The following is a 20,465-nucleotide window of genomic DNA, read 5'->3' on the forward strand; positions in this document are numbered from 1 at the left end:
GCGTACTCAATGAATATACGCCAGTGTAAAGTCATACCTTTACTTATACCCGTCATCTTTCAAGTTGCTTCTTTGTTGGCTGTACTCACTCACCCCGGTCACATAGTTAGCTATGCTCCCGGGGATTCGCTCCTTTGCCGTCGCGATGCAGCTTGAAATCCATAGGGTATATCTTGTCGTTAGGCACAGAGCTGAATGAATAGTATGATAATGCAAAACTACACTCAGAGCATTGGTGAATTGAGGAGTATATGCATTATTGGGGAAAATTGCTTGGGCTGATCTTTGGTGTTGTGTCTGGAGCAGGCTTCTGGGGTATTGTCATTGGTCTATTTATTGGCCATATGCTTGATAGGGCTAGTGTACGGGGAAACCAAGGTTTTTTTGCAAATAATCAGTCTCGCCAACTGCTATTTTTCAGCAGTACTTTTCAGGTGATGGGCCATATTACTAAATCAAAAGGGCGGGTGACTGAAACGGATATCCGGCTTGCGAGCCAGTTAATGGAACGAATGCAACTTCACGGGCAAGCTAGGATTGCGGCACAGCAGGCTTTTCGTGAAGGTAAAGAGCCCAATTTTCCTTTGCGTGAGACACTAAGACAATTGCGTCGAGCCTGTTTTGGCCGGTCTGACTTAATTCGCATGTTTTTGGAGATCCAGTTACAGGCGGCATTTTCTGATGGTCAATTGCATCCGAACGAGAGGACGGTGTTGTTTATTATTGCTGATGAACTTGGGATCTCTCGTAACCAATTCGAACAATTCCTTGCCATGATGGAAGGTGGCCGCAATTTCGGTGATGGAGGCGAGTGGCAGCAACGGCAGTATGGCGGTTATCAGAAGGCTGCGCAGGGGCCAACACTCGCGGACGCCTGTAAGGTGTTGGGGGTGCGTGAAAAGGATGATGCGACGACAATTAAGCGTGCCTATCGTAGATTGATGAGTGAACATCATCCAGATAAGCTGGTAGCAAAAGGTTTACCACCGGAAATGATGGAGATTGCTAAACAAAAGGCCCAGTCAATTCAGGCTGCCTATGATCTCATTAAAAAAGAGAAGGGTTTTAAATAGCCCATTTTTTATTTTTAAAAACATGCCACTAAATGTATAGGGGAATAACATCCCCTACGGCTGTTGAGTTTATTTTTTATTCCTCTAAAATATTAGAATATTTTATGTTTTATTTTGTTTTAACTTAGGAGGAATGCAAAAAATGGCAAATATCCGTGTTCTTTTGGCTTGTTGTGGCTTGGCCTTGTGTCTGATATTGGCTTCATTGGATTCGGTTACTGTATTTGTCTATTAATTAAAAATCGGCTTTACACTGAAAATGCATTGGCGTTCCATAGACCGGATGTGTGATATATAACTCTTGTGCATGTAATTGCAGGCGAGGTGCCATTGCTCTTGCCTGCTGATGAGCGTAAAACTGGTCTCCCAAAATTGGGTGCTCAAGTGCTAGCATATGTACTCTGAGCTGATGTGAACGACCAGTGATCGGTGAGAGTTTTATTCGAGTTGCCTCATCTTCGTAAGCGAGTACTTCGTACTCAGTCTGGGCTGATTTCCCGGTTTCAAAACACACTTTCTGCTTTGGCCGATTCGGCCAGTCACAAATCAGCGGTAAATCGACAAGACCCGTTTCTGGTTCCAGACGTCCCCAAACCCGAGCAATATAGGTTTTTTCCGGCTCTCGTTCACGGAACTGACGTTTCAATTCACGCTCTGCATCTTTGGTCAGTGCAACTACCATTACGCCGCTGGTTGCCATATCCAGCCGGTGAACAGATTCTGCGGCTGGAAACTGTTGTTGTATCCGCGTCATAATGCTGTCTTTATGCTCTGCTGCCCGACCGGGAACAGAAAGTAGCCCACTGGGTTTATTGACCACAATGATATATTGATCCTGATAGAGCACATGTAACCAAGGATCGGTAGGAGGATTATAAGCTTCCATTGAGGCTCCGGTAGCTGAATATTAGGGGAGGCGCGGGAATAGGGTTCTTAGTAAAGGTTACCCTATCCCGGTCCAGCCTCCGGGTATTACTAATATTTACTGATGTGTAACGACAACAAGGCGAATAGCATCCAGACGCCAACTTGCCTGATTTAAGTTAAGCAGTAACTGTTGGCGATTGGCTTCAATGGCTTCCAATTCATCATCACGAATATTTGGATTGACCGTCTTCAATGCTTCCAAACGGGAAAGTTCAGCAGCAAGATTTTCATCTGCTTCCTGTTCTGCTTGTTCAATCAATGATTTTGCCTGAGTTTCGACTAAACCTTCGGCTTGTTGCAAAATAGCGTGAACTTCCTTTTGTACCGCATTGACCAGTTTACTTGCAGTATGACGATTCACTGCATTAAGCTGGCGGTTAAAGCTTTCAAACTCCACTTGATCAGCTAGATTATTGCCTTTCAGGTCCATCAGTATCCGCAATGGCGTTGGTGGAAGGAAGCGGGTCAATTGCAGGCGTTTAGGGGCTTGTGCTTCAACGACATAGATCAGCTCTACCAGCAGGGTTCCAACAGGTAATGCTTTATTTTTCAAAAGGGATACTGCACAGCTACCCGTATCACCGGAAAGGATCAGATCTAACCCATTACGGATAATTGGGTGCTCCCAACTGATAAACTGGGCATCTTCACGGGACAGTGACTGTTCACGATCAAAAGTGATAGTACAACCATCTTTTGGTAATCCAGGGAAATCTGGGACCAGCATATGATCGGATGGTGTCAGCACTATCATATTGTCATTGCGATCTTCCTGATTGATACCAACGATATCAAATAAGTTGAGAGAGAAGTTCACCAATTCAGTATCATTATCATACTCTGAAATTTTTTCTGCCAGTCGCAAACCATGCTCGCCGCCATTGGAGTTCATTTCCAGCAGCCGGTCACGGCCTTGCTCCAGTTGCTGTTTGAGTTGCTCATGTTGCTGACGGCACTGATCAATAAATTCACCAAATTTTTCTTGGTCCTGATTATTGGGTTTGGCAAGATAGTTCAGCAGAGCTTCATAATAGTGATCGTAAATAGTACGACCGGTTGGGCAGGTATGCTCGAATGCATCCAAACCTTCGTGATACCAACGAATCAGGACTGCTTGGGCGGTATTCTCCAGATAAGGCACACTAATTTGGATATCACGGCTTTGGCCGATACGATCCAGACGTCCGATACGCTGTTCCAGTAAATCTGGATTGAATGGTAAATCGAACATCACTAATTGGTTGGCGAACTGGAAGTTGCGGCCTTCTGAGCCAATTTCGGAGCATAGTAATACCTGAGCTCCTTCTTCTTCGGAAGCAAAATAGGCTGCGGCGCGATCACGTTCAATCAGTGATAGACCTTCATGGAAAACAGCACCACGAATCCCTTCTCGCTCACGTAGTACCTGTTCCAATTGCAGAGCGGTGGTTGCTTTCGCACAAATTACCAGCACTTTTTCATGGCGATTTGCCATCAGAAAACCGAGTAGCCATTCTACGCGAGGATCAAAGTTCCACCAGGTAGCGTTTTCGCCTTCAAACTCTTGATAAATTTGTTCTGGATAGAGCATATCCCATGCGCGTGCTTCCAGCGATTTTTTAGCGCCCATAATATCGGAGACTTTAATGGCGGTCTGATATTGGGATGGCAGAGGCAACTTTATCTGGTGCAATTCCCGATGGGGGAAGCCTTTCACACCATTACGGGTATTACGGAACAGAATACGACTGGTGCCGTGGCGATCCATCAGCATGGAAATCAGTTCACGCCGTGCAGTTTCACTTTCACCACTATTACTATTGGCAGCTTTCAGCAGAGGCTCAATATTCTGCTCACTAATCAACTCACCCATTAGGTTTAATTGATTATTATTAAGTTGTTCACCTGATAACAGCAGTGTGACAGCATCGGCAACTGGACGATATTTTTGTTGTTCGTCAATAAAAGTCTGATAATCGTGGAAACGGTTTGGGTCAAGTAGGCGTAGACGGGCAAAATGACTTTCCTGTCCTAGCTGCTCTGGTGTTGCAGTCAATAGCAGCACACTTGGGATCTGTTCAGCTAATTGTTCGACAACCTGATATTCACGGCTAGGTGCATCCTCGCTCCAGACCAGATGGTGAGCTTCGTCCACCACCATCAAATCCCAGCTGGCTTCAAGCATATGCTCAAAACGCTGTTTATTACGGCGGGCAAAATCCAGTGAACAGAGTACCAATTGTTCTGTTTCAAATGGATTATCGCTATCGTGCCGTGCTTCGATATAGCGGCTATCGTCAAACAGGGCAAAGCGCAAATTGAAACGGCGCAGCATTTCTACCAACCATTGATGTTGAAGACTATCCGGCACAATCACCAGAACACGTTCAGCACGACCGGCCAGCAATTGCTGGTGGATGATCATCCCGGCTTCGATGGTTTTACCCAAACCGACTTCATCGGCTAACAGAACTCTTGGTGCGTAGCGCTTGCCGACTTCATTTGCGATGTGAAGTTGATGAGGGATCAAGCTTGCGCGGATACCCCGCAAACCACTTTCAGCCAGTTTAAATTGTTCGCTTTGGTATTTACGGGCGCGAAAACGTAAGGCAAAGCGGTCCATACGGTCAATCTGACCAGCAAACAGGCGATCCTGTGGTTTGTTGAAGGTAAGTTTACTGTCAAGGAACACTTCGCGCAGACTGATATTTTCTTCCAGAGTATCAAGTCGTGTGCCCGTATAAATCAGCAGGCCATTTTCTTGTTGGATTTCATCTACTTTGAGTTGCCAGCCTTCATGGCTGGTGACAACATCTCCCGAGTTAAACATAACACGGGTAATAGGAGAATCATTGCGTGCATAGAGGCGGTTTTCACCGCTGGCAGGAAAGAGCAAAGTGACCATTCGTGCGTCCAGTGCAACAACGGTTCCTAATCCAAGTTCGCTTTCTGTATCGCTGATCCAGCGTTGACCGAGGGTAAATGGCATAAATTTTAACTCAGTTTCTGTTAGATAATGTTATTCATGGGTGGAGGACGACAGCTTTTTATTTGATTTAACGGAGATAATGGGCAGACAGCAAGACACCCCGTTATTTCCCTTATCACTCGTCAAAGGGGCGATATGTTAATGGAAGCAAAGCCAGTCGTCACCTGCAAAAAATAGTCATCAGCCAAAAGGCGTTACTATCTGTCCGGTGAGCGAAATTGTAAAGTCATCCTGTAAAGCGGCAGGATAGCATCAGCGATAGGCTGAATTTGCTGGTTAATATCGTGATCATAGTCCGGTGATAAATGCAGATTTTCCAGTAGTTCTGGCTCGAAGAGTGTCATGACATAGCTTATCCTGCCACTATTTTGATACGGCAAAGACCGGTGATATTACAGATTTTACTTATCTGCCAGCGTTGCTGTTCTCTCATGTGGCGGTACATTGTGCTGATAGTCAGACAGTTTACGGCCTAATCTTTTACAGTAGGTTAGTTTATCATCAAATTTTCCTTCCAGGGTACTGATAATATGGTGAAAATAAATTTATGGTAAGGATTTCGGTTAAAAACCAGTGAATACAGTTGTTTCTGGAAAATTAGCGTTAGACTGGCACAGCCAGTACGTACTGCTTCCAGATTTTTAGTATTAACCATGCCTATATAGCATCGGTTTTCATGCCTAGAATAGCTGCTTCAGGAACAGTGCCGGCAACCAGCGTATTTGTTAAGCCGTCATAATGGATATTGCCATCAACGATTAATAAAGCGCGATCAGCTATACGAGCGGCATCATCCAGATTATGGGAAACCATCAGTAATGTAAGTTGGCGTTCATGGCAAACTTGTTCCAGCAATACCAGCATTTCATTACGCAGTGCCGGATCTAGGGCAGAAAAGGGCTCGTCAAGTAATAAAATTGGCTGTTGGCGTACTAGACAACGGGCTAATGCTGCCCGCTGCCGTTGTCCACCAGAAAGTTGAGCTGGCAGACGGGGCAGACAATCTTCCAATGAAACTTGTGAGACTATTTGCTGTAATGTCTGTTTCTGCGTGCTATTGAGACGTAATCCGGGATGTAAACCTAGCCCGATATTCTGCTCAATTGTCAAATGAGAGAAGAGATTATTTTCTTGAAACAACATGGAAACCGGGCGTTGAGCAGGTGATGTGCTGGTATGATTTTCTCCGTTCAGCCATAGGGAGCCTTTTTCTGCTGTTTGAAAGCCGGCGATTAAGTTCAGGAGTGTACTTTTACCCGCCCCACTAGGGCCTAGGATTGCGATACGTTCTCCGGCCTGAATGTGTAAGTCAAAGCGCATCATCAGATGTTCATAGCGGTAAGTCAGATTTTCAAGTTTGAGCATTACGTGGTCTCGGTAAGCGTTCAAGTAAACTAAACAGCGTAAAACATAACAATAACAGCAATAAAGCAGTGATCGCGCCATCCTGACTACGATAAGCCCCGATTTGCTGATAGAGGTAGAAGGGCAGGGTACGGAAATCTTCATTACCAAACAGCGCGACAACGCCAAAATCTCCAATGGAAAGGACACAAGCAAAGGCCAGTGCTTGTGCCAGCGGAACTTTTAGTGCTTTTAGTTCAATCCAGCGCAGTCGGTTAATACCTTGGATATTCAGGGAGCGACACAGTGGATTATAGCGAGCCGCCAGATCTTTCATTGGATTATCCAGAACTTTCAGTGCATAAGGAATTGCCATCAGTGCGTTGGTTAAAATCACCAGACCGTAGGGTGAACGGGGCAAGCCGACGGTATCATTGAGCAACAGAAAGAATCCTGTTGCCAATACAATGCCTGGCATAGAGAGGATTAACAAACCACTCATCTCCATTACTTGTCCCCAATGGGGGGAATGACGCAGGTACAGCTCACGGCTGCTCCACAGCAGCATCATAGTGAATAAAACGCATAATAACCCCGCGCCTAAAGCAATCACCGCTGAGGTGATAAAGGCTCGCCACAATGCAGGTTGGCGTAATACATTAAGCAACCCGCTGTTAAGGCCATCCACGACAACGGCCAGCAATGGTGGCACGAGTAGTAATAATGCGGCGATAATTAACAAGCTGTCGCAGATTTTTCTCAACAGAGTATCTTGTGGATTACGCCATTGCTGTTGGTTGCTGTAGCCGACAGATAGAGCACTGTTAAGTTTCTGACTGAGGAGCACAAGGCCAAGGCAGCAGGTAATCTGAATCAACGCCAGTAACGCGGCACGGTTGAGATCGTAGTCATAGCTTAACGCCTGATAGATTGCCAGTTCGACAGTTGTTGCAGCAGGTCCGCCACCTAACGCCAGCACAGTCGCAAAACTGGCGAAACAGAGCATAAAAATCAGTGCACCAGTGGGCAGGATCTGGCGGCGTAGATAAGGCCATTCAACAAAACGGAAATGTTGCCATTCATTCATACCTAGCTGCGCCGCTAATTGCCGTTGTTCCACCGCAATATTTTCCAGCGATTGCAGTAAAAGCCGTGTTGCCAGTGGCATATTAAAGAAAATATGTGCCAGCAAAATGCCTGATAAACCGTAAGGGGTGAAAGGGTAATCGATGCCGATCCATTTGCAGAACTGAGCCAGCCAGCCGGTTCTACCATAAACCGCCAGAATGCCGAATAGAGCGACTAGCACGGGCAAAACCAGCGTCATAGCACACAGGCGCAGAAAGAGGGTCCGGCCTGGAAAATGACGGCGATAGAGTGCTCTGGAAAGAAAAATAGCCGGAATGACAGAAAATAGTGCTGATAAAAAGGCTTGCCAGAATGTGAAACGTACCACGTGCCACAAATAGCGATCTTCTATCAATAAATACCAATCACTTGCAGGTGAATTAAACCAGAGCGTTCCGAATGCCAGTAAGGCGACCAACAGTAAAAAACCGGCGGCAATCGCCCCCGGTAACAGCCATCCGGCTATCAGCGGCTGACAGCGCTTTGCCATGTACGAATCCATTGGTTACGGTATTTTGCGACTTCTTCCGCGCGATATTGTAGCGATTTTTCGGGTATGGAAAGCTGCAAATATACTTCCGGGAGTGGGATATCAATGACCGGATACATCCAGTTAGTGGTTGGAATTTCCTGTTGGAAAGTTGGCGTCAGCATAAACTGCATAAATTTCTGGGCAAGTTCCGGTTGCTTGCTGGAGGCCAGTTGTGCGGCCACTTCGATTTGAAGGTAATGACCTTCACTGAATGTAGCCGCAGTGTAATCGTCATTCTTCTCAGATAACAGGTGGTAACCCGGTGAAGTGGTGTAACTCAGCACCAGATCGCCTTCTCCTTTGAGGAACAGACCATAAGCTTCGCTCCAGCCCTTGGTAACGGTGAGTGTTTTCTTTGCCAGCTTTTGCCAGGCTTGTGGGGCATCATCACCGTAAATTTTCTGCATCCATAACAGCAAACCTTGCCCCGGTGTGCTGGTGCGAGGATCTTGATAGATCACTTTCCAGTTATTGTGGCTGTTGATGAGCTCATCCATGCTTTTTGGTGGGTTTGGTAAAGTCTTTTTGTTGTAAATGAAAGCAAAATAGCCATAGTCATAAGGAATGAATACCTTGTTATTCCATGACACTGGCAGTGTCAGTTTGCTGGTATCCACTTGACTTTCAGTAAACAGCCCTGTTTGTTGGGCTGCTTGAATCAAGTTGTTATCCAACCCAAGAATAATATCGGCAGCAGTACGCTTGCCCTCCATTCTTAGGCGATTGAGCAAGGAAACACCGTCTTCCAGAGCAACCAGTTTCAGTTCACAGTGACATTCAGCTTCAAATGCTTTTTTAATTGCGGGCCCGGGTCCCCATTCAGTGGCAAAAGAATCATAGGTATAGACCGTTAATACTGGCTTGGCCTGTACAACTTGACTTAATAGCAACGCAGGAGCTGATAGGGCTGCCAGTACGATTAATTTGGAAAATAACGTCTTAAACACTTTGCTCTCCTTAAATTAAGAGGATTGGCAAAGGATTTGAGGAAGCGCTAAACGGCAAGATAACGTCTGTGAAATAGTTAGCAGCTCAAATCCCTACGCCGGTATTAGCCGGATCAGGTTCGGCGGGTTTACTCTCAGCAAGGCTGTTTTAAACAGCCAGCACCCCGTTGAGATGGCGCTATTGTAGAGATTTAGCTAGCGACTGCAAAGTCCAATGATAGAGGTTTACCACTTGAGGGTAGTGTGAAACAATTAGTCATCTTTCAAATTTAGTTTATCGAGGTAGTCTGGTGATCGATGATGATGGCTACCGCCCGAATGTAGGAATTGTAATTTGTAATCGGCAAGGCCAGGTTTTGTGGGCCCGGCGTTATGGGCAGCATTCCTGGCAATTTCCTCAAGGGGGAATTAATCCGGGGGAATCACCAGAACAGGCTATGTACCGGGAACTGTATGAAGAAGTGGGGTTAGGTCGGAAAGATGTACGCATTCTGGCCTCTACTCGTAATTGGTTACGTTACAAATTACCCAAGCGTTTGGTGCGTTGGGATACACGACCTGTCTGTATTGGTCAAAAGCAGCGATGGTTTTTATTACAACTGCTCTGTAATGAAGAAGATATTAATGTGCAACACAGTAATACCCCGGAGTTCGATGGTTGGCGTTGGGTCAGCTATTGGTATCCTGTTCGGCAGGTAGTCTCTTTTAAGCGTGATGTTTATCGGCGCGTGATGAAAGAGTTTGCTTCGGTTGTAATGCCAATGCAGGAAAGCGTATCTCTGCCACGTTCTTCGTATTCTTACCGTCGTAAAAGAAGTTAGGTGAGTTCCATGCTCATGCGTTTACGGGAAATTGTTGAAAAAGTTGCTATGGCAACCAATCTGGCCGAAGCGCTTGAGCTATTGGTGAACGAGACTTGTCTGGCAATGAACACGGATGTCTGTTCTATCTATCTTGCTGATCATCAACGGCGGTGTTATTACCTGATGGCAACTAGAGGGTTGAGGAAACCCCGAGGAAGGGCTATCAGTTTGGCTTTTGGTGAGGGCGTTGTCGGGCAAGTTGGTCAATTGTCTGAACTGATTAATCTGGCGGATGTCCGCAGCCATCCAAGTTTCAAATACTTGCCTCAAGTTAAAGAGGATAGTTTTCGCGCTTTTTTGGGCGTTCCCGTGGTTTACCGCCGTCAATTGCAAGGTGTTTTGGTCGTTCAGCAGCAGGAACAACGCTTGTTTAATGAAACCGAAGAGTCCTTTATGGTGACGCTTGCGACACAACTCGCGGTGATCCTTGCTCAAGCTCAGACTAAAGGCTTGTTTGGTCGATATCGGCAGACCAGAATTAAAGCCTTGGCAATTTCCAATGGCATCGTGATGGCTCAGGGATGGCAAGATTGCTCCCAGCCCTCACTTGACCAAATTTTTGAAGCCTCAACTCTTGATCATGCAGCAGAACGTTCTCGTTTAATTCAGGCACTGGAAGATGCAATAGCAGAATGTCGTCGGCTCAGTAAACGTTTTACTGTGGGTTCTCAAAAAGAGAGCGCCGCGATTTTTGATCTTTATTCCTACCTTTTGAATGATCCCCAGTTGAAACAAGATCTGTTCTCCTGTGTTGAACAGGGCTCTGTTGCGCAATGGGCCGTTAAACAAGTTATTGAGAAATACGCAGAACAATTTTCCAGCTTGCAGGATGCTTATATGCGGGAAAGAGCATCAGATTTACGGGCACTTGGACAGCGATTATTATTTCATCTGGATGATTCACTTACTGCCAGTCATCAATGGCCTGAATGGTTCATTCTGGTTGCAGATGAACTGAGTGCTAACCTATTGGCAGAAATGCCGCAGGAAAGATTAGCAGGGGTTATTGTTCGTGATGGCGCAACTCATTCACACTCTGCCATATTGGTTCGAGCAATGGGTATTCCGGCCATTATGGGGGCGGATATCCAGCCGGAACTCCTGAACAATCGTATGCTAATTCTTGATGGTTTCCGTGGGGAAGTCTTCATTGAACCTGAGCCACTGATTTCGCAGGAATATAAACAGATTATCGAAGAAGAAAAGGCACTTAGCAGATTGGCTGAGGGAGATGTGGAGCAGGAAGCACGGTTAAAAAGTGGCGAGCGCATTTTGGTTCAGCTTAATGCGGGTTTGAGCCTGAAATATGAGTTGCAGATCAGTAATAGTATTGATGGTGTTGGACTCTATCGCACCGAAATACCCTTTATGCTGCACTGTGGTTTCCCATCAGAAGATGAACAAAAAGCGCGTTATCAGGAGATGTTACAATTATTTCCCGATAAACCGGTGGTACTGCGTACACTTGATATTGGTGCGGATAAACAACTGCCTTATATGCCGATCAGCGAAGAGAACCCTTGTTTGGGATGGCGTGGTATACGAGTGACGCTGGATCAACCGGAAATTTTTCTTATCCAACTGCGGGCAATGCTCAGAGCTAACGCTGATATGGGTAACCTGAAAATCCTGCTGCCAATGGTGACGAGTGTAGAAGAAATTGATGAAGCTAAGCGATTGGTAGACAGAGCGAAAGAGGAAGTTGAGCAAATGCTGGCGCGCCAAATATCTATGCCTCAGCTCGGTGTCATGATTGAAGTTCCTTCGATGATTTTTCTGTTGCCACAACTCAAAAACAGAGTCGATTTTGTGTCTATTGGCACCAATGACCTAACACAATATCTATTGGCAGTGGATCGGAATAACACTCACGTCGCTTCTCTTTATGATTGCCTACATCCGGCGGTGATTCGGGCATTAAAACTAGTATTTGAAAATAGCCAGCGGGCAGGTCTTACGATCAGCATTTGTGGTGAAATGGCAAGTTTCCCTATGGGAGCGCTGTTATTGATTGGTCTTGGCTATCGCAGTTTGAGTATGAGTGGTTGTAGTGTGCCAAGAATTAAATATTTATTACGTCATCTGGAGTTGGCTCAGGTTGAAAAATTAATGGCCGAAATCCTACAAGCTGAAACCAGCCTAAGAGTGAAGGAGCTGTCAGCAACATTTATGGAGCAGCATGGGGTGGGCGGTTTGGTCAGAGGTGGCATTTAATCCGTTTAACGGCCTGTGCTATGATTCTCAATCACTTGCCTTAGGGCATTAACGCTAAATATTAAGTGGGGAAAGATGAGTAACAGCTACCTGGCATTTCCTAATATTGACCCGGTCATTTTTTCAATAGGTCCAATAGCCCTCCATTGGTATGGTTTCATGTACTTGGTTGGGTTTGTATTCGCCATGTGGCTAGCGACACGCAGGGCAGCGAAACCCAATAGTGGTTGGACAAAAAACGAAGTAGAGAACTTGCTTTATGCAGGTTTTGCTGGCGTATTTGTTGGTGGCCGTCTGGGCTACGTCCTGTTTTATAATTTCCCTGCCTTTCTCGACAACCCCCTTTATTTGTTTAAAGTTTGGGATGGTGGGATGTCTTTCCACGGTGGTTTAGTGGGGGTTATCTGCGCAATGTGGTGGTTTGGCCGCAGAACGAAACGCCATTTCTTACAAGTTGCTGACTTCATTGCCCCGTTAGTCCCTTTTGGTTTAGGCATGGGGAGAATCGGTAATTTTATTAACGGCGAGTTGTGGGGACGTGTCACATTGGATACGCCGTGGGCGATGTTATTCCCAAGCTCCCGTGGTGAAGATATTGCATTGGCTGCAACCGATCCCTCACTGTTATCAGTACTTGAGCAATATGGTGTTCTGCCACGTCACCCTTCACAGCTTTATGAAATGGCGTTGGAAGGGATCGTTCTGTTCATTATTTTGAATTTATATATCCGTAAACCTCGCCCAATGGGCAGTGTTTCCGGTTTATTCTTAATTGGCTACGGTATTTTCCGAGTGATAGTCGAGTTCTTCCGCCAACCAGATGCACAACTGGGCTTATTCGACGGGATCAGTATGGGGCAAATTCTTTCTATACCAATGATCCTGGCGGGAATATTAATGATGATATGGGCATATAAACACCAAGGTAATAAGGTACAAGAGGTAAAATGAAACAGTATCTGGACTTAATGACAAGAGTGCTTGCAGAGGGCACTCCGAAAGCAGACCGCACCGGGACGGGGACACTCTCGATTTTCGGGCATCAGATGCGTTTCAATTTACAGGATGGTTTTCCACTGGTCACAACTAAACGTTGCCATATCCGCTCAATTATTCATGAACTTCTCTGGTTCTTGAATGGTGATACCAATATTAAATATCTGCATGAAAATGGGGTGACTATTTGGGATGAATGGGCGGATGAAAACGGTGATTTAGGGCCGGTATATGGTAAGCAATGGCGCGCATGGGGTACCGCAGATGGCCGCCAGATTGACCAATTGAAAACTGTACTGGAACAGCTTAAAAGCGATCCAGATTCACGTAGAATTATTGTTTCGGCTTGGAACGTTGGTGAATTGGATAAGATGGCATTAGCGCCATGCCACGCTTTCTTCCAGTTTTATGTTGCGGATGGCAAACTTTCCTGTCAGCTTTACCAGCGCTCCTGTGACGTATTCCTTGGCTTACCGTTCAATATTGCCAGCTATGCATTGCTAGTTCACATGATGGCGCAACAGTGTGATTTGGAAGTAGGCGATTTTGTCTGGACCGGTGGTGATACGCACCTTTATAGCAACCATATGGAGCAGACAAAATTACAACTCAGCCGTGAACCGCGTTCACTACCAAAACTGGTGATAAAGCGTAAACCGGCATCACTTTTTGATTATAAATTTGATGACTTTGAAATAGTTGATTATGACCCACATCCAGGAATAAAGGCCCCGGTTGCTATTTAGCGGTTGCGGTTAAAATAGCGCTTCTATGTTCGTCGACAATCTGGAGGAACAATTTATAATAAATTGTTCCTCTTTTCATTTTGATGATATAATATACAGATACGTAGAAATTAAGAGGAAAAAGACCATGAATACTATTTCCCAAAAAAAAGCTAGGGATCTGCTTAGTAATCCAAAGCATTTCGAGGGTGGTGTGTTTATTACCAAAAACGGGATATCTGAATTGTTTATTCAACCAATGGCAGAACGTGAGAGAGAGTTGGCCGAAAGAGGCGTAGAACGACAGGCGATAGCATTGCTTAAAATCGCGATGTTGTCTAAGAAAGATACTATAGAAGGTAGAAAAATGACACTTGAAGAAGCACTTCGTAGGCGCAAGGAACGTCGGGTGTGATATATAAAGTTCAAATTACCGAAACAGCCTACCAGACACTTTCTATTATTGAAGACTACAAGGCTAATACTATAGGGTTGGAAGCAGCTCAGAATTTGGTGGATGATTTATTAATTGAATCATCGGAACGGATAGGGGAGAACCCGTTAGCATACGGCTATTGTTCAATGTTGCTGGATAAAGGAATGCAATTTCACCAATGGCTTTCCAAAGATCGGCAATTTCGTGTTATTTATGATGTAGTTGGGGATGAAATTCAAATATTGGCATACGCAAGCACAAACCAAGATTTAATTGCCCTCTTGTACCAACTACTGATCATACACTGATATACCCGTTATCTTTCAAGTTGCCTCTTTGTTGGCGGCACTCGCTCACCCCGGTTACATAGTTCGCTATGCTCCCGGGGATTCGCTCCCTTGCCGTCGTGATGCATCTTGAAATCCATAGGGTATATTTAAAATATTGAACGCTATACTTAATACAATCTTCTCAATTAATTATTTTCTGGTCTGATATTATTTATATTTAGAATAAGTTAATAAAAATGACATTATCATATAAAAGCGTTTGATCTTATATTCATGAAGCTTCTTCCTCATAGCCATATAATCTTACAATGTATGAAAATAATAAGAAACAAAAATAACTATTCTCGTTGATTTTTGCGAAGCTCTACGCAATTTAAATGTAACAATGATAAACTATTATTTTTTTATTGATGCACTCTCGCATAAAATTTAATTGTGTATTTATTTTGTGTTTAAAATGAATAAAATGTTTTACGAAAGGAAATAAGGAATTATCAATGGTAAATAATGTGAATATAATCGGCCATTATAATATTGATAATCAATCAGGTTTTTCTTTATTGGAATTAATGGTCGTTATTGTTTTGGTGTCAATATTTTCCTTATGGGGCGTACAGGAATGGGGCTATCACCAGGAAAGAGTCAGGTTACAGGAATCAGCACAGAAGATATTGACATTTATATCCAGGCAACAATCTTTGGCAAATTATTTGAACAAAAGGGTGATATTGTGGTTGAAAACTGGCAAGGATTGGTGCATAGCGTTCTCTAATTCGGTATTAGCTAATTGTAATTTAGAAAATGTTGAGGGAATAAACTCACCCTATCAGGATGTTATTATCAGTTCAGCAACCAAGGATCAGATAGAGTTTCATGGAATAAGAAACACCATGATACCTGCGAGTTTTACTTTGGCGAATTCCGCAGGTGAAATATCCATTATTTTTTCTTCACGAGGTAGGATAAGATCATGTAGTAATAATAAGTTTAATCAAATTCCAGCTTGTGATTAGTTAAATTTTTCCCACTATACCCTATGGATTTCAAGATGGATCGCGACGGCAAGGGAGCGAATCCCCGGGAGCATAGCGAACTATGTGACCGGGGTGAGTGAGTGCAGCCAACAAAGAGGCAACTTGAAAGATGACGGGTATAAATAAGAGATACTTTAATTGGAATAATGAAACATAAAAACCAATCTGGAATGACATTATTAGAGGTTATTGTAGCAATGGCTATTGGTAGTATTATCTTACTGGCGATTGCTAAAAGTTACCCTATTTTAACTAAACAAATAATGGAGTTATATCAGAGATATCGGTTAGGCTATTTTGTTAAACAAACGTTACATATTATAGAAAAGGATATTCGCCGTGCTGGATATTGTCAGCATTATTGTGATGGAAAGCCAATATTCATCGATAATAAAAGTGATGAGAGTGAGGATTCATGTCTGATTATTGCATACGATCTTAATATAAATAACCAATGGGAGCCGCCAGAACACAGTGAATCGGAATTCTTTGGCTATCGTCTTAGCAATAAGTCAGTAGAGTGGAAAAGGGGGGCGGGTAACTGTCAGGAAAATGGCTGGGAAAGGCTGTTTGATCCAAATGAGATAGTGGTAGATTCCTTTAAAGCTGAAAAATTACCGGCAAAAGATGGCTTAGTTTTTATCAAATTGGTACTTATTGCACATTGGTTTAAACATCCATCGATAAACTACCAATATCAGTCAGTAATACGTTTGCGCAATATCAGGGGATAAGTACCGTGGCTGAGCATTCTCCACATGTCTGTTTTCAATATCAGCAAGGTAATGTATTGCTCATTTCAGTGCTGATATTATTGACCGTTAGCCTGATGATGTTAAAGGCTTTGCATCATCATCTGGATAACGCTTTAATCATGATGGTCGATGAACGCAGATATCTAAAAGCTTTTCAGCAAGCAGAATCTTCATTGGCATGGGGAATCGCTCAGTCATGGCCACTTCATAGTAGTCAAATAGAAGATAGTAATAAAACAGAAGAGTGGTATTGCCAGCAACAACAAGAATTTCATTTGACCAGTTGTTTAAAAAGGCAATCGAGTCATTTTTTTCTACTAAAAGGTATGGCTGATGTGGCACCCGGGCAATCTGTTGGATTATATCAATGGATGAAATTACACTCATCTGGTGGAGATGATTCTCTTATTCCGGTAGAGAGTGGTTGGCTGGATTTTTGTCCTGAGGTAGATGTGGGATTTTGTTCATGAAGTCAGAGCTTTTTTATGAGCATCAAGCAGGCATGAGTTTGCCCGAAGTAATGATTGCTGTTATGGTTTTTTCGGTCTCTTTATTGGGATTAATGCGTTATCATCAGGCGTTATTATTTGGGTTTCAGCAACATTGGCAGCAATCAAAGGCAGATAAATTATCTTATGGATATCTGGAACAATATGAATTAATTGCAGGTCAAAATGCTTTACCAGAAATAACATTGCCACCGGGATGGCATGCTGAATTTCAGACGGCCTATCCGTTGTCTAGCTGCTATCAGCTTACAGTTATAGTGATGACGCCTTATAATCAGCAAAGTAAAGCAAGCCGATTGATTTGTTCAAATGGGAGTTCCGATGTTTAAGGTTTATCATTCTAATCAATTAGATCTTCTTAAGGAATTGATAGCAATATTGATCGGGGGTAACCCACTGACTGATCCATTTGCGCAGGAAGTCATTTTGGTACAAAGCCCAGGTATGTCACAGTGGCTGCAAATCCAACTGGCCGAAAGAATAGGCATATCAGCTAATATTTCATTTCCGCTTCCCGCTACGTTTATTTGGGATATGTTTACCAAAGTATTGCCTGATATTCCTAAAGAAAGTGCTTTTAGTAAAGATGCTATGACATGGAAATTGATGGCGTTATTGCCTCAATTGCTGCCTGAAGCAGAGTTTGTTGGACTCAGGCACTACCTTGATCAAGATTTTGATAAACGGAAGATTCATCAATTAGCTGGACGGGTTGCTGATCTGTTTGACCAATATCTCGTTTATCGCCCGCAATGGTTGGAAAGTTGGCAGCAAGGTCAGCTTATTGATGGTTTGAGTGATAATCAGTTGTGGCAGAAAAGATTATGGCTGGAACTGACGAAATATACTCACCAGTTACAACAACCTCAATGGCATCGTGCTAATTTGTATCAGCGTTTTATTTCGATACTGGAAAATAATACTGAACAGGAAAATAGTACTGATTTTTCAGCTTGTTTACCGAAACGGGTATTTATCTGTGGCATTTCTGCCTTACCACCGGTCTATTTACAAGCTTTACAGGCATTGGCACGGCACATTGATATTCACCTGATGTTTACCAATCCATGTAAATATTATTGGGGAGATATTCAGAATTATGCTTTTTTGGCAAAACTGAGTAGCCGTAAACCACGTCATTATAAGAGCGAACAGGAGCTGGAATATTTTAAAGATCCTGATAATGCTCAATCATTGTTTAACGGTGACGGTGAACAAGATGTCAGTAATCCCTTGTTGGCATCGTGGGGACGGTTGGGCCGTGATAATCTCTATTTATTGTCGCAGCTTGAGCAGAGTTCGGATATTCACGCTTTTGTTGAATTAGAACAGGATAATCTATTACATCAATTGCAAAGGGATATTCTCTATCTGGAAGATCATGCCCAAATTGGTTCAACAAAAGAAACATTTGAAAACAGTTTGAAAAAAAGAGTACTTGATCCGTTGGATCGTTCTTTATCTTTCCATGTTTGCCATAGCCCTCAACGTGAAGTGGAAGTTTTACAGGATCAGCTATTGAGATTATTGGAAGATAATCCATCGCTGACGCCAAGGGATATTATTGTGATGGTCGCGGATATTGACAGTTATACTCCCTATGTTCAGGCAGTATTTGGTAATGTCTCTGTTGAACGCTATATTCCATTTGCTATTTCTGATCGTAAAGCTCGTCAGGCACATTCGATTTTACAGGCATTTATTACACTGCTTGATTTACCTCAAAGCCGTTTTACAACAGAGCAGGTTTTAGCATTGTTGGAAGTACCCGCGCTGGCGAATAAATTTGACATACATGAAGATGGTTTGCGTTTGTTAAGACGTTGGGTTGAAGAATCAGGTGTTCGTTGGGGGCTGAATGACGATAATGTCGAAGAGCTATCTTTACCGGTGACAGGTCAGCATACCTGGCGTTTTGGACTGACCCGAATGTTATTGGGTTATGCAATGGATAGCCGATCGGGCCCTTGGAAAGAGGTATTGCCTTATGATGAATCTAGTGGTTTAGCTGCGGAGCTTGCCGGCCAATTGGCTGAATTTTTAATGCAATTAAGCTATTGGCGCAAAATTCTTGCTGAGAGCCGGGCATTAACGGGTTGGTTACCTGTCTGCCAGCAGTTGCTGGAAACATTTTTTGTCTCAGATAATGAGACTGAATTAGTACTAGCAATGATAGAACAGCAATGGCAGAAAGTCATAGTCAATGGCTTGAATGCCCGTTATCAGGAAAGTGTGCCATTGGTTTTATTGCGAGATGAATTGGCACTTCAGTTTGATAATGAAAAAATCAGTCAGCGTTTTCTCGCCGGATCTGTCAATTTTTGCACTCTAATGCCGATGCGTTCTATTCCCTTTAAGGTCGTCTGTTTATTGGGAATGAATGATGGTATTTACCCCCGTTCAATTCCACCGCTTGGATTTGATCTGATGGCGGAAAAAGGTCAGAGGGGAGACAGAAAACGACGGGATGATGACCGTTATCTATTCCTTGAAGCTTTGATATCTGCCGAACGGTTTCTTTATATCAGCTATATTGGTAAGTCTATTCGTGATGATACGGAATGTAATCCTTCCGTGCTGGTGAATGAATTACTGGATTATGTTTGCCAAAGTTTTTGTTTACCGGGAAATGAAAAACTGAATGTTGATGAAAGTGCTACCCATGTTAGAAAACATCTGTTGTATCTTCATGCCCGCGTTCCATTTGCACCGGAAAATTTTATACCGGGCAGTTATCAGCAAAGCTATGCCGGGGAGTGGTTACCGGCGGCAACTGAACAAGGTGCAGCATACGCTGAATTTTGCCAATCTATTGAAATGGCGCAAATTCAAGAAATTACACTTGATAATTTGAGCAGTTTTTACCGCCATCCCGTTCGGTTTTTTTTCCAACGTTGCTTGAAAGTAAATTTCGTTATTGAAGAAACGGAATTACCGGAGGAAGAACCTTTCGTTTTAGATAATCTTCAACGTTATCAGTTTAATCAGCTATTGTTAAGTGCACTAATTGAACAGCAATCGCCTGAACCACTTTTCAATCGGCTGCGTGCTGCTGGAGGATTACCTTTTGGTGCTTTTGGTGAGGTTTATTGGTTAAGACAGCAAAAAGAGATGCAGCCTTTGGCGGATAAAATTCGTGAACAACAAATGGAAACTTTATCTGTCGATTTACATCATAATTTAGGCCCGGTGATTCTGACAGGGCGTATTAATAAGGTGCAACCGGATGGCTTGCTACGTTGGCGGCCTGCCAGTTTGACAGCCAATGATGGCATGCAATTGTGGATTGAGCATCTGGCTTATTGTCTGACAGGTGGTGAGGGTGAAAGTCGCAGCTATGGGCGTGATGGCAACGAATGGCGTTTCGCTCCTGTACCTTCAGAGTACGCTAAAGATTATCTGAATCAATTGATTGAAGGCTATCAGCGAGGAATATCAGCACCTTTACCGCTGTTTTGTAAAAGTGGTTGGGCGTGGCTTTCAGCATGTATGAATAAAGAGACTGGTGAGATTGATGATAGTGATGAAATTCAATCAAAGGCTGAAAGTCAGTTATTGAAAGCATGGCTTGGCGATCAGGGACGCAGAGGCGAAGGGGATGATCCTTATATCCAACGAGCTTTCAGGCAAGTGGATAAATCATTTTTGGCAAAATTTAAACAGGAAGCGCTCAGTTATTTGTTACCGATAGCGCGATATCAGAATACATAGAGAGAATATCAGA

The 20,465-nt window shown here is 43.6% G+C and carries 18 protein-coding genes and 1 riboswitch; of the genes, 12 read left to right on the plus strand and 6 right to left on the minus strand.

Annotated elements, in window-relative coordinates:
* Positions 1 to 251 precede the first annotated feature (251 nt).
* Positions 252 to 1,073, plus strand: coding sequence for a co-chaperone DjlA (djlA, locus tag PluTT01m_RS03135; protein WP_011144990.1), 822 nt, complete (start codon positions 252 to 254; stop codon positions 1,071 to 1,073).
* A gap of 235 nt (positions 1,074 to 1,308) precedes the next feature.
* On the opposite strand, the gene rluA is transcribed toward djlA, so the two are convergent.
* From rluA to thiB, 6 genes are all read right to left on the minus strand, one after another.
* Complete coding sequence (rluA, locus tag PluTT01m_RS03140) at positions 1,309 to 1,959, minus strand: bifunctional tRNA pseudouridine(32) synthase/23S rRNA pseudouridine(746) synthase RluA (protein WP_011144991.1); 651 nt, start codon at positions 1,957 to 1,959, stop codon at positions 1,309 to 1,311.
* A gap of 96 nt (positions 1,960 to 2,055) precedes the next feature.
* Positions 2,056 to 4,968, minus strand: a complete 2,913-nt coding sequence (gene rapA / locus PluTT01m_RS03145) for an RNA polymerase-associated protein RapA (protein ID WP_011144992.1) — start codon at positions 4,966 to 4,968, stop codon at positions 2,056 to 2,058.
* A 197-nt stretch (positions 4,969 to 5,165) separates the two neighbouring features.
* Entirely contained in the window at positions 5,166 to 5,312 is a 147-nt protein-coding gene (locus PluTT01m_RS26795; protein WP_157852058.1) for a hypothetical protein, read from the minus strand.
* Positions 5,313 to 5,625: 313 nt separating this feature from the next.
* Positions 5,626 to 6,333, minus strand: coding sequence for a thiamine ABC transporter ATP-binding protein ThiQ (thiQ, locus tag PluTT01m_RS03150; protein ID WP_011144993.1), 708 nt, complete (start codon positions 6,331 to 6,333; stop codon positions 5,626 to 5,628).
* On the minus strand, positions 6,320 to 7,930 hold the full coding sequence (gene thiP, locus PluTT01m_RS03155) for a thiamine/thiamine pyrophosphate ABC transporter permease ThiP (protein ID WP_011144994.1): 1,611 nt from the start codon (positions 7,928 to 7,930) through the stop codon (positions 6,320 to 6,322). Before thiP ends, thiQ begins: the two co-directional genes overlap by 14 nt.
* Positions 7,906 to 8,919, minus strand: coding sequence for a thiamine ABC transporter substrate binding subunit (gene thiB, locus PluTT01m_RS03160; RefSeq protein ID WP_011144995.1), 1,014 nt, complete (start codon positions 8,917 to 8,919; stop codon positions 7,906 to 7,908). The genes thiP and thiB overlap by 25 nt, the downstream gene beginning before the upstream one ends.
* Before the next feature lie 72 nt (positions 8,920 to 8,991).
* A riboswitch (TPP riboswitch) is annotated at positions 8,992 to 9,096 on the minus strand.
* A gap of 113 nt (positions 9,097 to 9,209) precedes the next feature.
* Between thiB and rppH the strand changes: the two genes are divergently transcribed.
* From rppH to recC, 11 genes are all read left to right on the plus strand, one after another.
* Positions 9,210 to 9,740, plus strand: a complete 531-nt coding sequence (gene rppH, locus PluTT01m_RS03165; RefSeq protein ID WP_011144996.1) for an RNA pyrophosphohydrolase — start codon at positions 9,210 to 9,212, stop codon at positions 9,738 to 9,740.
* A gap of 9 nt (positions 9,741 to 9,749) precedes the next feature.
* Entirely contained in the window at positions 9,750 to 11,996 is a 2,247-nt protein-coding gene (gene ptsP / locus PluTT01m_RS03170; protein ID WP_011144997.1) for a phosphoenolpyruvate--protein phosphotransferase, read from the plus strand.
* A gap of 75 nt (positions 11,997 to 12,071) precedes the next feature.
* The gene (gene lgt / locus PluTT01m_RS03175; protein ID WP_011144998.1) at positions 12,072 to 12,947 is read left to right on the plus strand and encodes a prolipoprotein diacylglyceryl transferase; all 876 of its coding nucleotides are present in this window, start codon (positions 12,072 to 12,074) and stop codon (positions 12,945 to 12,947) included.
* On the plus strand, positions 12,944 to 13,738 hold the full coding sequence (gene thyA, locus PluTT01m_RS03180; RefSeq protein WP_011144999.1) for a thymidylate synthase: 795 nt from the start codon (positions 12,944 to 12,946) through the stop codon (positions 13,736 to 13,738). Before lgt ends, thyA begins: the two co-directional genes overlap by 4 nt.
* A gap of 127 nt (positions 13,739 to 13,865) precedes the next feature.
* Complete coding sequence (locus PluTT01m_RS27085; RefSeq protein ID WP_011145000.1) at positions 13,866 to 14,132, plus strand: hypothetical protein; 267 nt, start codon at positions 13,866 to 13,868, stop codon at positions 14,130 to 14,132.
* The gene (locus tag PluTT01m_RS03195) at positions 14,129 to 14,461 is read left to right on the plus strand and encodes a type II toxin-antitoxin system RelE/ParE family toxin (protein WP_011145001.1); all 333 of its coding nucleotides are present in this window, start codon (positions 14,129 to 14,131) and stop codon (positions 14,459 to 14,461) included. The genes PluTT01m_RS27085 and PluTT01m_RS03195 overlap by 4 nt, the downstream gene beginning before the upstream one ends.
* 479 nt (positions 14,462 to 14,940) lie before the next feature.
* Positions 14,941 to 15,456, plus strand: coding sequence for a prepilin peptidase-dependent protein (locus tag PluTT01m_RS03200; RefSeq protein WP_011145002.1), 516 nt, complete (start codon positions 14,941 to 14,943; stop codon positions 15,454 to 15,456).
* Between the two features lie 167 nt (positions 15,457 to 15,623).
* Positions 15,624 to 16,211 carry a prepilin peptidase-dependent protein gene (locus PluTT01m_RS03205; RefSeq protein WP_011145003.1) on the plus strand — a complete coding sequence of 196 codons (588 nt, stop codon included), beginning with the start codon at positions 15,624 to 15,626 and terminating at the stop codon, positions 16,209 to 16,211.
* A gap of 5 nt (positions 16,212 to 16,216) precedes the next feature.
* On the plus strand, positions 16,217 to 16,702 hold the full coding sequence (locus PluTT01m_RS03210; protein WP_011145004.1) for a YgdB family protein: 486 nt from the start codon (positions 16,217 to 16,219) through the stop codon (positions 16,700 to 16,702).
* Positions 16,699 to 17,070 (plus strand): prepilin-type N-terminal cleavage/methylation domain-containing protein, encoded by a 372-nt coding sequence (locus PluTT01m_RS03215; RefSeq protein WP_041379906.1) that lies wholly within the window; start codon positions 16,699 to 16,701, stop codon positions 17,068 to 17,070. The genes PluTT01m_RS03210 and PluTT01m_RS03215 overlap by 4 nt, the downstream gene beginning before the upstream one ends.
* Complete coding sequence (gene recC, locus PluTT01m_RS03220) at positions 17,063 to 20,452, plus strand: exodeoxyribonuclease V subunit gamma (RefSeq protein WP_011145006.1); 3,390 nt, start codon at positions 17,063 to 17,065, stop codon at positions 20,450 to 20,452. The genes PluTT01m_RS03215 and recC overlap by 8 nt, the downstream gene beginning before the upstream one ends.
* Positions 20,453 to 20,465 lie beyond the last annotated feature (13 nt).

This window comes from Photorhabdus laumondii subsp. laumondii, from assembly GCF_003343245.1.
Lineage (GTDB): Bacteria > Pseudomonadota > Gammaproteobacteria > Enterobacterales > Enterobacteriaceae > Photorhabdus > Photorhabdus laumondii.

Excerpts from the sequence above, each read along its gene's own strand:
- PluTT01m_RS03200 (WP_011145002.1), top strand. The coding sequence starts at position 14,941 with ATGGTAAATAATGTGAATATAATCGGCCATTATAATATTGATAATCAA.
- thiP (WP_011144994.1), bottom strand. The coding sequence starts at position 7,930 with ATGGCAAAGCGCTGTCAGCCGCTGATAGCCGGATGGCTGTTACCGGGG.
- recC (WP_011145006.1), top strand. The coding sequence starts at position 17,063 with ATGTTTAAGGTTTATCATTCTAATCAATTAGATCTTCTTAAGGAATTG.
- thyA (WP_011144999.1), top strand. The coding sequence starts at position 12,944 with ATGAAACAGTATCTGGACTTAATGACAAGAGTGCTTGCAGAGGGCACT.
- PluTT01m_RS03205 (WP_011145003.1), top strand. The coding sequence starts at position 15,624 with ATGAAACATAAAAACCAATCTGGAATGACATTATTAGAGGTTATTGTA.
- ptsP (WP_011144997.1), top strand. The coding sequence starts at position 9,750 with ATGCTCATGCGTTTACGGGAAATTGTTGAAAAAGTTGCTATGGCAACC.
- thiQ (WP_011144993.1), bottom strand. The coding sequence starts at position 6,333 with ATGCTCAAACTTGAAAATCTGACTTACCGCTATGAACATCTGATGATG.
- rapA (WP_011144992.1), bottom strand. The coding sequence starts at position 4,968 with ATGCCATTTACCCTCGGTCAACGCTGGATCAGCGATACAGAAAGCGAA.
- lgt (WP_011144998.1), top strand. The coding sequence starts at position 12,072 with ATGAGTAACAGCTACCTGGCATTTCCTAATATTGACCCGGTCATTTTT.
- rluA (WP_011144991.1), bottom strand. The coding sequence starts at position 1,959 with ATGGAAGCTTATAATCCTCCTACCGATCCTTGGTTACATGTGCTCTAT.
- djlA (WP_011144990.1), top strand. The coding sequence starts at position 252 with ATGCATTATTGGGGAAAATTGCTTGGGCTGATCTTTGGTGTTGTGTCT.
- PluTT01m_RS03215 (WP_041379906.1), top strand. The coding sequence starts at position 16,699 with ATGAAGTCAGAGCTTTTTTATGAGCATCAAGCAGGCATGAGTTTGCCC.
- PluTT01m_RS27085 (WP_011145000.1), top strand. The coding sequence starts at position 13,866 with ATGAATACTATTTCCCAAAAAAAAGCTAGGGATCTGCTTAGTAATCCA.
- PluTT01m_RS26795 (WP_157852058.1), bottom strand. The coding sequence starts at position 5,312 with ATGACACTCTTCGAGCCAGAACTACTGGAAAATCTGCATTTATCACCG.